Genomic DNA, 12,168 nt, shown 5'->3' on the forward strand with positions numbered 1-12,168 from the left:
GCGCGAAAATGAATCACGCGGAGGCGCGGAGAAGAAAAGGGAAGGCCAACTTGGGTGGGAACAAGACATAGCCCCTCCCTTCCAGGGAGGGGTTGGGGTGGGTTGCGAGCGTAGCGAGCTTCTGCCCGATCGACCGTAGACCGCCGCTACGCGGCGCACCCACCCCCGTCCCCTCCCTAGAAGGGAGGGGAGTAGGGAACGTCCGCTTCTGGTCGTTCTAGGCCATCCTCCCCTTGCAGGGGAGGAATTTACGATCGCTTCTGGTCGCAGCCCGTGATCCCCACCGGCGTCATCCTGACGGAAGTCAGGATCCATTCTGCGCTATGCCCGAGAGCAAGCGCTGAATGGATCCCGGATCAAGTCCGGGATGACGATGGAGGGAGAGGAGGTGGCTTTCCGGCGAAAGGTCATGGATGGGTAGCACAATATTTGGTTTCAATGTGAGACCTTTATTCCTGTGTGCGCGGGCGCTACATCGAAGCGTCATGGGCCGGGCTTAGGCTGGCGCCGTTGCAATATAAGGATTTCTCATGCTGATCGACCGTCTGAACTGGCGTTATGCCACCAAGAAGATGAACCCGGACAAGGTGGTGGCCGAGGACAAGGTGGAGCGCATCCTGGAGGCGGTGCGGCTGGCGCCGACGTCGAGCGGGTTGCAGCAGTTCGAGGTGATCGTCGTCACCAACAAGGATATCCGCGCCAAGATCCGGGCGATCGCCTGGGACCAGGCGCAGGTGACCGATGCGTCGCATCTGGTCGTCTTTGCCGCCTGGGACAATTATACCGCCGACCGGATCAACGGCATGTTCGACCTGGTCAATGACGAGCGCGGTTTCCGCAACGAGGGTTGGGAAGCCTATCGCCAGATGCTGCTCAACACCTATCCGCAGCGCGACGCGCAGACCAATTTCGAACATGCCGCGCGCCAGGCCTATGTCGGCCTGGGCATCGCACTGACCGCCGCCGCCTTTGAAGAGGTGGACGCGACGCCGATGGAGGGCTTTGACCCGGCCGCGCTGGACGAGATACTCGACCTGCGGGCGCGCGGGCTGCGCTCGGTGGTGATGATGCCGCTGGGCTATCGCGCGGACGAGGGCGACTGGCTGGTCAATTTGAAGAAGGTGCGCCGCCCGGCCGCCGACTTCATCTCGCGCATCGATTGATGGCGCCCGGATAGGGATTAACCGCAATAGGCGGTGGTCCGTGACGGCCCCTATATGGGGCTGTGAACAAGGAGGATGGGCGCCGGAACAAGGCGCTCTCCTGCTTCGTTTCGCACCGATCAGGAGTGACGGACATGAAGATGGTCAGGATGATCGCGGCGGTGGCCGCTGTTACGATGGTCGCAACCCCGGTGCTGGCGGCGAGCCTGAACAGCAAGGATCGAGCGCGGGTGGCGCGGGCCGATCCGCGCGACCGCGACGATGTGCGCTATTGCCTGCTCCAGGGCAAGAAGGGCCGCGACAAGGGTACCGCGATCGGCGCGGGCGTGGGTGCGGGCGCGAGCATCATCGCCGGCGGCGGCGTGGGCGAGACGGTGCTGGCCGGCGCCGGTGGCGCGGCGGCGGGGCGGCTGATCGGCAAGGGATCGGGCACCAATTCCCGCTGCGACGAGGTGCTGCGGCGGAACAGATGATCCGGGCCTGAGGCCGGGCGAAAGGGGCGCGGATTTCCGCGCCCTTTTTCGTGGATATGGTCAGAGGCCGGCGACGAGTGCGCGCAGGGCGGTGTGGGGCGAGGCGGCGAGATGGTCGCGCATCATGGTGCGGAAGGCGGGGGTGGCGCTGGTCGCGGCGGTCTGCATCCAGTGGGTGGCGGCGGCGATGTCGCCGGCGTCGGCCAGCAGCCGGCCATGGTTGAACTGGCCGCGAAAATCGCCGCCCTCCGCCGCGATACGATAGCATTCGCCGGCGCGGGGCAGGTCGCGGGGGAGGAGGCGGCCTTCCTCATGAAAGGCGCCGAGGAAATTGATCGACTTGGCATGGCCGAGGGCAGCAGCCTTCTGGAACCAGTCGAGCGCCGCCTGTTCATCCTGGGCCACGCCCGCGCCGAGGCCGAGCGCGCTGCCCCAGTTATACATGCCCCAGTCGAGGCCAGCTTCGGCTGCGCGGCGATAGCAGGCGGCGGCTGCGACCGGATCGACCGGCGTGCCCCAGCCCTTTTCATGGCAGCGGCCGACCATGTTGATCGCCATCACATGGCCCGACGCGGCGGCGAGGCCGAAGTGGCGGAAGGCTTCGGCCGGGTCGGCGGCGATGCCCTGACCGTCGAGCAGCAGCTGGCCATAATAGGCCTGGGCGTCGGGCAGGCCGGCCTCGGCACCGGCGCGGATCAGCGCGGCGGCGGCTTCCGGCGAGGCGGCGAGCTGCGCGCGCATCTGGTCGGCGGTCTGGGACAGGAGGGGCGAGGGGGCGGTCATCAGGGCAGGTCTCTGGCTTGGATATTGCGACTGATTAGCAGGGTGGGGCGGCGCTGGAAACAGGGCGGCAATATTTTGGGCGGGCGAGTCCGAAGGGCGTGCCCCTCTCCAAGTTTCGGTAGGCGGCTGGGCGCCGCTTTCCAGCTTTTGGCAGGCGGCTGGCGCCGCGGGCCTTCCCTATCCTCTCCCCGAAGGGGCGAGGATTTTTTGCATAGGGGGATGCTCCGAAGCGGAGGGGGCGCCGGCCCTTTATCGATCCGTGAACCGAACCCAGGATTTTACCTCGGTTTCCCTTGGTCGGCCCTGGTCGTCGAGCGCCGGCAGATAGCGCTGGCCCATCGCCACGAGGCAGGCGGTGTCGTCATATCGGCGCGTGCCGGATGATTGGGTGATGCGGCAGGACCGGGGGCGGCCGGTGGCGTCGAGCCGGATGGTATAATCGCTTTGCAGCGCGGTTGCTGCCTTGTCCGGGTCGCTTGCGATCGGCGCCTTGCCGTCGAGGGCGATCGGCGTGGCGCCGCCCATGTCGCCCTGGAAAGTCGATGGTGCCGGCTCCCAGAACAGGCGGACGACCGGGATCGTCCCATCCTGACCATTTCTGTCCTTCACCGCTGCCATCCAGCCCATCTTCATCATGGCGAGCCGGCAGCTTGCCACGGCGATGGCGGTGCCGCCGGTGATGGCCGAGGGGGTGCAATCCAGCTGGTCGCTGTTGGGGCGGCGCGTGATGCGGACGGTGGCGGCACCGGTCGATGCGGGCGGCAGGGCGACGAGCGCATAATCCTGGGGCGTGGGCAGGACGAGGGGCGTGACGACCGGCCCGCTGGCCTGGGCGAGTATGAGCAGGATTGGTGCGAGGGGCATGGGCGCAGATTTGATCGCCGCCTGGCTTTTGTAAAGGCGGGTCGGTCCGCAAGGGCGCGCTCCTCTACAGGTTTCGGTAGGCGGCTGGGGGCGCTTTCCAGCTTTTGGCAGGCGGCTGGCGCCGCGGGCCTCCACTATCCTCTCCCCGGCGGGGCGAGGATTTTTGTTTATGGGGACGATCCGATGAAATGGTTCGGGATGAAGGCGGCGGCGGGAGAAGCCGGACAGGAGGGGCGGGGGCGGCCGGTGCTGGCGCGGGCCTGGGGATCGGGCGCGGTGGCGCTGGGCGAATGGCCGGCCAGTTATGAGGCGCAACTGCGCGCCGGGGTGATCGGCAATCCGGTGGCGCAGCGGGCGATGCGGCTGGTGTCCGAAGCTGCCGGGGCGTGCGCGCTGAAGGTCGGCGGGGTGGACGCCGGAGCGGCGGTGCGGATCGGGGCGCTGGTGGCGCGGGCGTCGGCGGGGCAGGGCCTGATCGAGACGCTGGCGAGCCATGTGCTGCTGCACGGCAATGGCTATGTGCAGGTGATTGCGGGCGCGGACAGGATGCCGGCCGAGTTGTTCGCGCTGCGGCCCGAGCGGGTGAGCGTGGAGGCGGATGCGCGCGGCTGGCCCGCCGCCTATCTTTATCGGGTGGGCGAGAGCGTGACCCGGCTGTCGCCCGAGGATGGCGCGGGGCGGACCAGCCTGCTCCATATCCGCGCGCTCCATCCGCTCGACGATCATTATGGCCTGGGCTGTGTCGGTGCGGCGGCGGGGGCGGTGGCGATCCACAATGCCGCCACGGTGTGGAACAAGGCGCTGCTCGACAATGCGGCGCGGCCTTCGGGCGCGATGGTCTATGCGCCGGGCGACGGATCGGTGCTGAGCGCGGAACAGTTTGAGCGGGTGCGGCGCGAGATGGAAGCCGCGTTCAGCGGCGCGGCCAATGCCGGGCGGCCGATGCTGCTGGAGGGCGGGCTCGACTGGCGGGCGATGAGCCTGTCGCCGGCCGAGATGGACTTTGTGGGATTGAAGGCGGCGGCGGCGCGCGAGATCGCGCTGGCGTTCGGCGTGCCGCCGATGCTGATGGGGCTGCCGGGCGACAATAGCTATGCCAATTATCGCGAGGCGAACAAGGCGCTGTGGCGGCAGACGATCTTGCCGCTGGTGGGGAAGATCGGCGCGGGGCTGGCGCAGGGATTGCAGGGCTGGTGGCCGGGGCTGAGCCTGGTGCCGGATCTGGACGCGGTACCGGCGCTGTCGGACGAGCGCGCGGCCCTGTGGGAGCGGGTGGCGGGGGCGGATTTCCTGACCGCCGAGGAGAAGAAGGCGATGTTGGGCATTTGAGGTTCGCGCGGAGACGCGGAGGCGCGGAGATTTTTGTGCTGCCGCCTGCGGCGGACTTTTCTCTTCTCCGCGTCTTCGCGGCTCCGCGTGAACCTGTCTGCTTTCTAATGGCGGCAATGGCCCTGCGCGGTCCAGCGGCCGCCGCTGTCGAGGCAGCGATCCTGCGCGAGCCAGTCGCTTTGCCAGAGGCAGAGGGCGGCGGCGATCAGGACCAGCAGTGCGCCGAGCAGCGCGCGCTTCACACCCACTTCACAGGGGCCGGGCGAGGCTGTCGAGGCGGCAGAAGCCGTTGTCCATGTTCCAGCTGCCGCCCTGCAACAGGCAGTCGCCGGCGCGGAACAGGCCGAAATGCCAGGCGATGAGGCCGAGCGCGAGGATGACGAGGGCGATCAGCAATTTGCGAGGGGTGCGCTTCATGCGGGCCCAGATAGGGGCGCGCGGCGCCCAAGGGAAGGCGGAACCATGAAAGAGGAGATGCTGGCGCGGCTGGTGGCGCAGGCCGAGGGCGCAGGGCTGCCGGGGCGGGGGGACATGGTGATGATCCGGGCGCTGATCGAGGAGGCGAGCGAACTGGGTGCCGGGCGGGCGCTGGCGCGGCTGGGGCTGGAGGACCGGCGGGCCGAGGCCGACATGCGGGAATTGCGCGAGCTGCTGCGCGCCTGGCGCGACGCGAAGAAGGCGGCGCGCGGGGCGGCGATCGGCTGGGCGGTGCGGATCGTGATGGCGCTGGTGCTGCTGGGGATGGCGGTGAAGATGGGGCTTGTCGGGCTGGTGAAGGGATGAGCGGGCGGGGGGAAGCGGGCGCGCTGCGCTTTGCCGGCTATGCCGCGATCTTCGACCGGGTGGACCGGGGCGGCGATGTGGTGCGGCCGGGCGCGTTCGGCGCGGTGACGGCGGCGCAGGTGCCGCTGCTGTGGCAGCATCGGCCCGGCGCGCCGATCGGCCGGATCGAGATGGCGCGCGAGGACAAACGCGGCCTGCGGGTGATCGGCCGCGTGTCGCGGGCAAGCGCGGCCGGGCGCGAGGCGGCGGCGATGCTGGCGGCCGGCGCGGTCGATGGGCTGAGCTTTGGTTACCGCGTGAAGGCGGCGCGGGGCAGGGGGCCGCGCGAATTGCTGGCGCTGGAGCTGGTGGAGGTGAGTTTGGTCACGCACCCGATGCAGCCGCTGGCGCGGGTGATCGGGGTGGAGCAAAGGTTGAGTGTTTGATGTCAGCGAGATGAAATGGGAAGCGAATTTAACGACCGCTATCGGATCACTATTGGCAGACGGCTGCGTAAGCGCATAATGATTTTTTATGAGCCAACCACATGCGCCCTATATCGTGAAATGGATCGCCGAAATTCTTTGGACGATTCCTGCGCCAACGCAGACTTGGGCTGACATTTTAGGCCATATGGCTTGGCCGGCAGTGACAGTGTTCCTGGTTTTTAGGTTTAGAATTTCAATGAGAAGGATGCTGAATATCTTAATCGAGAGGTTCAAAACCGATCATGTAAAGACACCATTGTTCGAATTGACGCCTAATTCCCAGGTCATGGTTCTTGATCCCGATGAGGTCGATGAGTCTACCGATCATTATGAGTCAGCCGACATTCAACGAATCGAAGCTATATTCGCGTTCATTGGCACCGAAGATGGGTGGGAAAAAATTTCCCGCTGGATCAACCAAAATTTCGGTCAGACGTTGGATATAGAGGATTTCGTAACCAGCCCGGATCATGCTAAGGACCGCGAACGAGCCTTCATCGAAATTGAAGGATTAGAGATATGAGCAAGAAATTTTTCACCAAGGTTTCCCCGAAGGCCGTTGGAGGAATCCGCCGCCTTTATGAGGCACAAGGTGGAGAGGTCCACGCAAAGCTACAAAGCGATGGTTCGGCTATTGTGGTCGTTACCATGATGGATAACAAGGATAAGCGCCGGAAGACCCCGGTAGCTGCCTGATATGTGAAGCACATGTTTTCCGGGGTGCAGCTAGACGCTGATGATATGTGGAAGCATTCAGGGTCTTTGCAAATTCGCCTTGAATAAAACTGAAAAATTGCATGGCGCCTTGAGATTCGGATTAGGCGCTTTTGCAAGAGCGTTTCATCATTCAGGGGAAGTGTCTTCCCCTCATCCAACTTCGCTTAGGCAGCGCTGCTGCTGAGGCTTCATATCCTTCTTCCACAATGGGAGAAGGAAAAGGCGGGCGGTCCCAATCGGGGCCGCCCTTTTTCGTTTTGGCAAGCGGGAGATGGTTATGACGGAACAGGTGACGGACGGGCTGGAGGGCGCTTTCGAGGCGGTGGCGCAGGGCGAGCGGATCGCGGCGCTGGAGGCGCAACTGGGGGCGATGCGGGTGCAGATGGGGCGGCCGGCGCTCGATGGGGTGAAGGGCGGCGAGGTCGATCCGGCGCGCGGCGCCTTTGTCGAGCGCTATTTGCGGCAGGGACTGGAAGCCGGGGTGGAGCTGAAGAGCTTTTCCGGTGCTTCGGGCGCGGCGGGCGGCTATGCGGTGCCGCGCGAGATCGACCAGTTGATCGGTTCGACCTTGAAGGCGATCTCGCCGATCCGCGGCATCGCCAATGTCGTGCGGACCGGGACGGCGGGCTATCGCAAGCTGGTGAGCGCGGGCGGCATCGTGTCGGGCTGGGCCAGCGAAACCGGCGCGCGGGCCGAGACGGGCACGCCGAGCTTCAACGAGATCGCGCCGCCATCGGGTGAGCTGTACGCCAATCCGGCGGCGAGCCAGGCGATGCTGGACGATGCGCAATTCGATGTCGAGGGCTGGCTGGCGGGCGAGATTGCCCGCGAGTTCGCGGTGGCGGAGGGCGCGGCCTTCGTCAACGGCAATGGGACGAACAAGCCCAAGGGCTTCCTGACCTATACCACCACCAGCGAGGCGGACAGCGTGCGGGCCTTCGGATCGCTGCAATATGTGGCGTCGGGCGCAGCGGGTGGCTTTGCCGCGTCGAACCCGCAGGACAAGCTGATCGACCTGGTCCAGAGCCTGCGCGCGCCCTATCGCCAGGGGGCGAGCTTCGTGATGAACAGCGCGACGCTGGCGGCGATCCGCAAGATGAAGACCAGCGATGGCGCCTTCATCTGGCAGCCGGGGCTGGCGGCCGGGCAGCGATCGACGGGCTGGGCGATGCGCTGGCGGGCAAGCAGGATGCAAGCGCGGGGCTGGACGCGCTGGCGGGGCTGGCGACCACCGGGTTCGGGCGCGGCTGGCTGGAGCGGGCCGATGCCGCGGCCGGGCGGGTTGCGCTGGAACTTGGCAGCATCGCAACCCAGGCGGCGGACAATGTCGCCATCGCTGGCGGCGCGGCAACCGGGCTGACGACGCTGGGGGTGAGCCGGCTGGGCCAGGCGAGCGCCGCCCAGGTCAACATCCTTGCCGATCCGGGTCAGGTGGCGGGCCTGTCGTTGGGAACGGGCAGCGCACGCTGGATGATCGGCCGGGGCAGCGGTGCGGAGAGCGGCGGCGATGCCGGCAGCGATTTCATCCTGTCCAGCTATGCCGACAATGGCAGCTACAAGGCGACGCCGCTGAGCATTGCGCGGGCCAGCGGGGCGGTGACGATGACCGGCGGGCTGACGGTCAATGGCACGGTGGCGCGGCAGGGGAGTGGCACCACATCCTTCCTGGCGGATCGGACGACGAGCAACATCAATTCGGTGATGGAATTTCGCACGACGGCCGGGGCGCTGTTCATCGGCAACCGGGACGGCACATCCTTTGGCGTGGGCGCCAATGCCAATCTGTCGACGGGCAGCTGGATGACGGTGTCGGCGAGCGGGGTGAGCGCGCCGGGCCTGACCAGCGCCAATGCGCAGATCAGCGGCGGCAGCGTCACCGGCCTGAGCGCGCTGGGGCTGGCCCAGGGCGCGGCAGCGGCGGCCCTGACGATCGACAGCGCGGCGGGCCAATATGCCGGCATCAGCCTGCGCAGTGGGACCGGACTGCGCTGGACGCTGCGCAAGTCGAACGCGGCCGAAAGTGGCAGCAATGCCGGGTCGGACCTGGTGCTGCACCGTCATGACGACAGCGGCACGGCGATCGGCGCGGCGTGGCAGGTCCAGCGGTCGAGTGGCAACAGCCTGTTCGACGGCCATGTGGCGCCGCTGACCGACAATGCGCGCACGATGGGCCTGCCGAGCCAGCGCTGGTCGGTCATCCATGCCGCGAGCGGGACGATCAACACGTCGGATGCGCAGGCCAAATGCGATGTCGGCGCCGTGCCCGAGGCGCTGCTGGATGCCTGGGGCGATGTGCAATGGCGCCAGTTCCGCTTTGTCGATGCGGTCGCGGCCAAGGGCGAGGATGCGCGCTGGCATGTCGGGCTGGTGGCGCAGGCGGTGCGCGACGCGATCGACGCGCGGATGGGCGAGGGGGCGGCGGTGCGGCTGGGGCTGTTGTGCCATGACGCCTGGCCGGCGGAGGCGGAGGAGCGCGACGCGGAAGGCGTGCTGATCCGGCCTGCGCGGGCAGCAGGAGCGCGCTGGGGGCTGCGCTACGAGGAGTGTCTGGCGCTGGAGGCGGCGTGGCAGCGGCGACGGATCGACCGGATCGAGGCGCTACTGGCGGGAGGTGGCGATGCTGGCGGGTAAGGCACTAGGGGCGGCGTCGCTGGGCGATGCGCGCGGCGTTGTGGTGCGCTGGGACGGGGCATGGGCGGCGGGACTGCGGCCGGGACAGGGGGCGCGGGTGCGGGCGCCGGTCCGGACTGAGCAGCTAGAGGCGAACAGGGGGAGCGACAGGGCATGAGGCTGAACATCAAGGATCCGCAGGCGCGGATCGATCATGGCATCGACTGGTCCGCCTATCTGGCCGGACAGGTGATCGTCGCCAGCGCATGGAGCGTGGCGCCGGTGGAGGCGGGCGGCATGGCCGTCGAGGCGAACGCGTTCGAGGACCAGCGCAGCAGCGTGCGGCTGAGCGGCGGGATTGCCGGCCATGTCTATCGCCTGACCAACCGCGTCACCCTGTCCGACGGGCAGGTGGATGAGCGGTCGATCGGCTTTCGGGTGGAGGAGCGCTGATGCTGGCGGAAGCGGACAATGGCGCGGGGCTGGCGGCGTCGATGGCGGAGCTGAAAGCCTATCTGCGGATCGAAAGCGATGGCGAGGATGCGGTGCTGGCCGGACTGCTGCGGAGTGCGGCGGCGCTGTGCGAGCAATTTGTCGGCCAGTGGCTGATCCGGCGCGGCGCGCGCGAGACGGTGCCGGCGGATGGGCGCTGGCACAGGCTGGCGGCGCGGCCGGTGGTGGCGATCGGTGCGGTTGCGGCGGTGGACGATGCGGGGGCGGTCACGCCGCTGCCGGTCGAGGCCTATGCGATCGACATCGATGCGTCGGGCGATGGCTGGGTGCGGGCGGTGCGGCCGGGGGACCGGCTGGCGGTGGACTATCAGGCGGGGATGGCGACGGACCTCAACGGCGTCGCCGAGCCGCTGCGCCAGGGGATCATGCGGCTGGCGGCCGAGCATTTCGTCGCGCGGGGCGACGAGGGCGCCGCGCCGCCGGCGGTGGTGAGCGCGCTGTGGCGGCCGTGGCGAAGGATGCGGCTCTCATGACCGGCGATGTCATGCGGCTGACACTGACGCGGCGGATGGAGGAACGGGCGGCGCGGCGGCGGGCCGCGATTGTTGATGCGCTGGACGCGCAGGGCGTGGCGGCGGCGATCGAGGGTGAGGCGGTGCGGGCGTCGGCGCCGGGGCTGAAGGCGCGCTGGATGGCGGACCTCAGCCTGCGCGAGGCGGGAAGGAGCAGGGCATGAGCGCGGAGGTGGCGATACGCAGCGCGGTGATCGCGGCGCTGAAGGCCGACAGCGGCCTGATGGACCGGTTGAACGGTCTGTTCGATGGCGTGCCGGCGCGGGCGAGCGCGCCCTATGGCGTGGTCGGCGAATGTCTGGGCAGCGACTGGGGCGCGAAGGATGTCGAGGGGCGCGAGCTGCGCCTGTCGATCAGCCTGCATGACATGGCGGAGACGGCCGGAAGGCTGGGTGAATTGCTGGCGCGGATCGACCCGGTCATCCGCCTGGCGCAGGCGAGCGGCTGGCGGATCGTCACCGCCAGCCTGTTGCGGTCGCGGATCGCCCGGACGGGCGCGCGCGGCGAAGGCGGCTGGCTGGCGGTGGCGGATTACCGCATTCGCGTGGTGCGCGAGGCTATCGGCGCCTGATCAGATGCCGGGCTTATTATATTCCTCATATTCGCCGATGATCTTGTCGACATATTCGGACACCTGATCGTCGGCATCGGCCTGCGCATCCTTGTCCGACATGCCGTCGGCCTTGTCCTGCGCGAGGATCGCGGCGCGGAAGGCGGCTTCCTTGTCGGCGCAGGTCTTTTTGAGCTGACCCTGAAATTCGCCGAGCGGCACTTTCTTGTCGAGCGAGGGCTGGACCTGGGCCGAGAGGCAGCCGGCAAAAGCCTTGCGGGCGGCGCCGATGGCGTCGGCCGACGGCGCGGCCGCGAGCATCATCAGAAGGGGAGCAACCACGAGCATCAGACCTCTCCTTTAATCCGCGTTTTAGAACGCTTTGTCTGACGGGAGAATGCGCCATGGGCGTCGAAAAAGGAAGTGCGTTTCTGTTGAAGGTGGGAAATGGCAACGTCCCGGCAACATATGAGACGGTGGCCGGCATGCGCACCACCCAGCTGTCGGTGAATGGCGAGGCGGTCAACATTACCAGCAAGGATTCGGGCGGATGGCGCGAGCTGCTGTCGGGCGCGGGGGTGCGATCGGTCAGCGTGTCGGCGGCGGGCATCTTCACCGGATCGGCGGCCGAAATCCGGGTGCGCAATCATGCGCTGGCCGGCACGATCGAAGATTATGAGCTGAGTTTCGAGAGTGGCGAGCGGATGCGCGGCCGCTTCCTGGTGACGCGGCTCGACTATGCCGGCGACTATAATGGCGAGCGCAACTATGCGCTGAGCCTGGAAAGCAGCGGCGCGGTGGTGAGCGAATGAGCGGCGGGGCGGTGAACCCCGTGCGGGGGGAAGCGGCGCTGGACCTGGGCGGCGAGACGCTGGCGCTGCGGCCGAGCTTTGCCGCTTTGGTGGCGGCGGAGGAGGAACTGGGGCCGCTGTTCGCGCTGGTCGAGCGGGCGGCGGACGGAAAGCTGACGCTGGCCGAACTGGTCGGGCTGTTCTGGCATTGCCTGGTCGAGCGCGAGGGGCTGAGCCGGGAGGCGCTGGGCGAGGCGCTGCTGGCGGCGGGCCTCGCGCGGGCGACGCCGGTGCTGAAGGCGATATTGCAACAGATATTGGCGGGGCGATGACGCGCTTTGCGGATGGGGCGGGGCGGCTGGCGGGGATGACCGGCTGGCTGCTGGGATGGCGGCCGGACGAGTTCTGGCGCGCCACCCCGGCGGAACTGCGCGCCGTGCTGGCGGCGATGCGCGGCGAGGACGCGCCGGTCGACGGGGTGGATGCGGGCGCGCTGGCGCGGCTGATGCAGGCGATGCCGGACTGACCAGATCAGAAAATGGGGGGGCCCCTGGCAGCGGGAATCGAAAAATTGGTGGTGCGGGTGCGGGGCCAAACGCCGGGGCCGGGCCCT

21 protein-coding genes are annotated in these 12,168 nt (G+C 67.7%); 16 read left to right on the forward strand and 5 right to left on the reverse strand.

The window, feature by feature from the left end:
• The first annotated feature begins 530 nt into the window (after nt 1-530).
• Both BRX37_RS24905 and BRX37_RS24910 read left to right on the forward strand, forming a co-directional pair.
• Entirely contained in the window at nt 531-1,163 is a 633-nt protein-coding gene (locus tag BRX37_RS24905; RefSeq protein WP_004207819.1) for an NAD(P)H-dependent oxidoreductase, read from the forward strand.
• Nucleotides 1,164-1,297: 134 nt separating this feature from the next.
• Nucleotides 1,298-1,636, forward strand: coding sequence for a hypothetical protein (locus tag BRX37_RS24910; RefSeq protein WP_048939575.1), 339 nt, complete (start codon nt 1,298-1,300; stop codon nt 1,634-1,636).
• Between the two features lie 60 nt (nt 1,637-1,696).
• Here the strand turns inward: BRX37_RS24910 and BRX37_RS24915 are convergent, their stop codons facing one another.
• Nucleotides 1,697-2,419 (reverse strand): tetratricopeptide repeat protein, encoded by a 723-nt coding sequence (locus tag BRX37_RS24915; protein ID WP_125990111.1) that lies wholly within the window; start codon nt 2,417-2,419, stop codon nt 1,697-1,699.
• Nucleotides 2,420-2,668: 249 nt separating this feature from the next.
• Complete coding sequence (locus tag BRX37_RS24920) at nt 2,669-3,283, reverse strand: energy transducer TonB (protein ID WP_125990113.1); 615 nt, start codon at nt 3,281-3,283, stop codon at nt 2,669-2,671.
• Nucleotides 3,284-3,466: 183 nt separating this feature from the next.
• Between BRX37_RS24920 and BRX37_RS24925 the strand changes: the two genes are divergently transcribed.
• Nucleotides 3,467-4,612: a phage portal protein gene (locus BRX37_RS24925; RefSeq protein WP_125990115.1), complete on the forward strand. Its 1,146-nt coding sequence runs from the start codon at nt 3,467-3,469 to the stop codon at nt 4,610-4,612.
• Nucleotides 4,613-4,716: 104 nt separating this feature from the next.
• Here the strand turns inward: BRX37_RS24925 and BRX37_RS26955 are convergent, their stop codons facing one another.
• On the reverse strand, nt 4,717-4,860 hold the full coding sequence (locus tag BRX37_RS26955; RefSeq protein WP_164522532.1) for a hypothetical protein: 144 nt from the start codon (nt 4,858-4,860) through the stop codon (nt 4,717-4,719).
• A gap of 1 nt (nt 4,861) precedes the next feature.
• Nucleotides 4,862-5,029: a hypothetical protein gene (locus BRX37_RS26960; RefSeq protein ID WP_007715198.1), complete on the reverse strand. Its 168-nt coding sequence runs from the start codon at nt 5,027-5,029 to the stop codon at nt 4,862-4,864.
• Between the two features lie 45 nt (nt 5,030-5,074).
• Here BRX37_RS26960 and BRX37_RS24930 point away from each other — a divergent pair, with 45 nt between their 5' ends.
• From BRX37_RS24930 to gp17, 10 genes are all read left to right on the forward strand, one after another.
• The gene (locus BRX37_RS24930; protein WP_017501981.1) at nt 5,075-5,395 is read left to right on the forward strand and encodes a DUF6127 family protein; all 321 of its coding nucleotides are present in this window, start codon (nt 5,075-5,077) and stop codon (nt 5,393-5,395) included.
• Entirely contained in the window at nt 5,392-5,820 is a 429-nt protein-coding gene (locus BRX37_RS24935) for an HK97 family phage prohead protease (protein ID WP_125990117.1), read from the forward strand. Before BRX37_RS24930 ends, BRX37_RS24935 begins: the two co-directional genes overlap by 4 nt.
• A gap of 88 nt (nt 5,821-5,908) precedes the next feature.
• Nucleotides 5,909-6,385 (forward strand): hypothetical protein, encoded by a 477-nt coding sequence (locus BRX37_RS24940; RefSeq protein WP_125990119.1) that lies wholly within the window; start codon nt 5,909-5,911, stop codon nt 6,383-6,385.
• Nucleotides 6,382-6,558, forward strand: coding sequence for a hypothetical protein (locus BRX37_RS26965; protein ID WP_164522533.1), 177 nt, complete (start codon nt 6,382-6,384; stop codon nt 6,556-6,558). The genes BRX37_RS24940 and BRX37_RS26965 overlap by 4 nt, the downstream gene beginning before the upstream one ends.
• 298 nt (nt 6,559-6,856) lie before the next feature.
• Nucleotides 6,857-7,939 (forward strand): phage major capsid protein, encoded by a 1,083-nt coding sequence (locus tag BRX37_RS24945; protein WP_318276929.1) that lies wholly within the window; start codon nt 6,857-6,859, stop codon nt 7,937-7,939.
• Between the two features lie 11 nt (nt 7,940-7,950).
• Nucleotides 7,951-9,210 carry a tail fiber domain-containing protein gene (locus tag BRX37_RS24950; protein ID WP_125990121.1) on the forward strand — a complete coding sequence of 420 codons (1,260 nt, stop codon included), beginning with the start codon at nt 7,951-7,953 and terminating at the stop codon, nt 9,208-9,210.
• A gap of 153 nt (nt 9,211-9,363) precedes the next feature.
• A complete protein-coding gene (locus BRX37_RS24955; RefSeq protein WP_097384101.1) occupies nt 9,364-9,642 on the forward strand; it encodes a phage fiber-tail adaptor protein in 279 nt (92 codons plus the stop codon).
• Nucleotides 9,642-10,175, forward strand: a complete 534-nt coding sequence (locus BRX37_RS24960) for a head-tail connector protein (RefSeq protein WP_125990123.1) — start codon at nt 9,642-9,644, stop codon at nt 10,173-10,175. Before BRX37_RS24955 ends, BRX37_RS24960 begins: the two co-directional genes overlap by 1 nt.
• Complete coding sequence (locus tag BRX37_RS24965; RefSeq protein WP_010338212.1) at nt 10,172-10,378, forward strand: hypothetical protein; 207 nt, start codon at nt 10,172-10,174, stop codon at nt 10,376-10,378. Before BRX37_RS24960 ends, BRX37_RS24965 begins: the two co-directional genes overlap by 4 nt.
• A complete protein-coding gene (gp17, locus tag BRX37_RS24970; RefSeq protein WP_125990125.1) occupies nt 10,375-10,785 on the forward strand; it encodes a tail completion protein gp17 in 411 nt (136 codons plus the stop codon). Before BRX37_RS24965 ends, gp17 begins: the two co-directional genes overlap by 4 nt.
• Here gp17 and BRX37_RS24975 read toward each other — a convergent pair whose 3' ends face one another.
• Nucleotides 10,786-11,112: a hypothetical protein gene (locus BRX37_RS24975; protein WP_125990127.1), complete on the reverse strand. Its 327-nt coding sequence runs from the start codon at nt 11,110-11,112 to the stop codon at nt 10,786-10,788.
• A gap of 56 nt (nt 11,113-11,168) precedes the next feature.
• Here BRX37_RS24975 and BRX37_RS24980 point away from each other — a divergent pair, with 56 nt between their 5' ends.
• The 3 genes from BRX37_RS24980 to BRX37_RS24990 are packed head-to-tail and all read left to right on the forward strand — an operon-like array spanning nt 11,169 to nt 12,081.
• Nucleotides 11,169-11,576, forward strand: coding sequence for a phage tail tube protein (locus BRX37_RS24980; RefSeq protein WP_004207802.1), 408 nt, complete (start codon nt 11,169-11,171; stop codon nt 11,574-11,576).
• Nucleotides 11,573-11,887, forward strand: a complete 315-nt coding sequence (locus tag BRX37_RS24985) for a GTA-gp10 family protein (RefSeq protein ID WP_004207801.1) — start codon at nt 11,573-11,575, stop codon at nt 11,885-11,887. The genes BRX37_RS24980 and BRX37_RS24985 overlap by 4 nt, the downstream gene beginning before the upstream one ends.
• Complete coding sequence (locus BRX37_RS24990) at nt 11,884-12,081, forward strand: phage tail assembly chaperone (RefSeq protein WP_125990129.1); 198 nt, start codon at nt 11,884-11,886, stop codon at nt 12,079-12,081. Before BRX37_RS24985 ends, BRX37_RS24990 begins: the two co-directional genes overlap by 4 nt.
• Nucleotides 12,082-12,168 lie beyond the last annotated feature (87 nt).

The sequence above is a fragment of the Sphingomonas sp. S-NIH.Pt3_0716 genome, assembly GCF_003950715.1.
In the GTDB taxonomy this organism is placed as follows: domain Bacteria; phylum Pseudomonadota; class Alphaproteobacteria; order Sphingomonadales; family Sphingomonadaceae; genus Sphingobium; species Sphingobium yanoikuyae_A.

Bases quoted from the DNA above. Each gene is read 5' to 3' on its own strand.
- BRX37_RS24945 (WP_318276929.1), top strand. From the start codon at position 6,857: ATGACGGAACAGGTGACGGACGGGCTGGAGGGCGCTTTCGAGGCGGTG.
- BRX37_RS24935 (WP_125990117.1), top strand. From the start codon at position 5,392: ATGAGCGGGCGGGGGGAAGCGGGCGCGCTGCGCTTTGCCGGCTATGCC.
- BRX37_RS24915 (WP_125990111.1), bottom strand. From the start codon at position 2,419: ATGACCGCCCCCTCGCCCCTCCTGTCCCAGACCGCCGACCAGATGCGC.
- BRX37_RS24930 (WP_017501981.1), top strand. From the start codon at position 5,075: ATGAAAGAGGAGATGCTGGCGCGGCTGGTGGCGCAGGCCGAGGGCGCA.
- BRX37_RS24905 (WP_004207819.1), top strand. From the start codon at position 531: ATGCTGATCGACCGTCTGAACTGGCGTTATGCCACCAAGAAGATGAAC.
- BRX37_RS24975 (WP_125990127.1), bottom strand. From the start codon at position 11,112: ATGCTCGTGGTTGCTCCCCTTCTGATGATGCTCGCGGCCGCGCCGTCG.
- BRX37_RS24990 (WP_125990129.1), top strand. From the start codon at position 11,884: ATGACGCGCTTTGCGGATGGGGCGGGGCGGCTGGCGGGGATGACCGGC.
- BRX37_RS24960 (WP_125990123.1), top strand. From the start codon at position 9,642: ATGCTGGCGGAAGCGGACAATGGCGCGGGGCTGGCGGCGTCGATGGCG.
- BRX37_RS24980 (WP_004207802.1), top strand. From the start codon at position 11,169: ATGGGCGTCGAAAAAGGAAGTGCGTTTCTGTTGAAGGTGGGAAATGGC.
- BRX37_RS24985 (WP_004207801.1), top strand. From the start codon at position 11,573: ATGAGCGGCGGGGCGGTGAACCCCGTGCGGGGGGAAGCGGCGCTGGAC.
- BRX37_RS24910 (WP_048939575.1), top strand. From the start codon at position 1,298: ATGAAGATGGTCAGGATGATCGCGGCGGTGGCCGCTGTTACGATGGTC.
- BRX37_RS26960 (WP_007715198.1), bottom strand. From the start codon at position 5,029: ATGAAGCGCACCCCTCGCAAATTGCTGATCGCCCTCGTCATCCTCGCG.
- BRX37_RS24955 (WP_097384101.1), top strand. From the start codon at position 9,364: ATGAGGCTGAACATCAAGGATCCGCAGGCGCGGATCGATCATGGCATC.
- gp17 (WP_125990125.1), top strand. From the start codon at position 10,375: ATGAGCGCGGAGGTGGCGATACGCAGCGCGGTGATCGCGGCGCTGAAG.
- BRX37_RS24965 (WP_010338212.1), top strand. From the start codon at position 10,172: ATGACCGGCGATGTCATGCGGCTGACACTGACGCGGCGGATGGAGGAA.
- BRX37_RS24925 (WP_125990115.1), top strand. From the start codon at position 3,467: ATGAAATGGTTCGGGATGAAGGCGGCGGCGGGAGAAGCCGGACAGGAG.
- BRX37_RS24940 (WP_125990119.1), top strand. From the start codon at position 5,909: ATGAGCCAACCACATGCGCCCTATATCGTGAAATGGATCGCCGAAATT.
- BRX37_RS26965 (WP_164522533.1), top strand. From the start codon at position 6,382: ATGAGCAAGAAATTTTTCACCAAGGTTTCCCCGAAGGCCGTTGGAGGA.
- BRX37_RS24920 (WP_125990113.1), bottom strand. From the start codon at position 3,283: ATGCCCCTCGCACCAATCCTGCTCATACTCGCCCAGGCCAGCGGGCCG.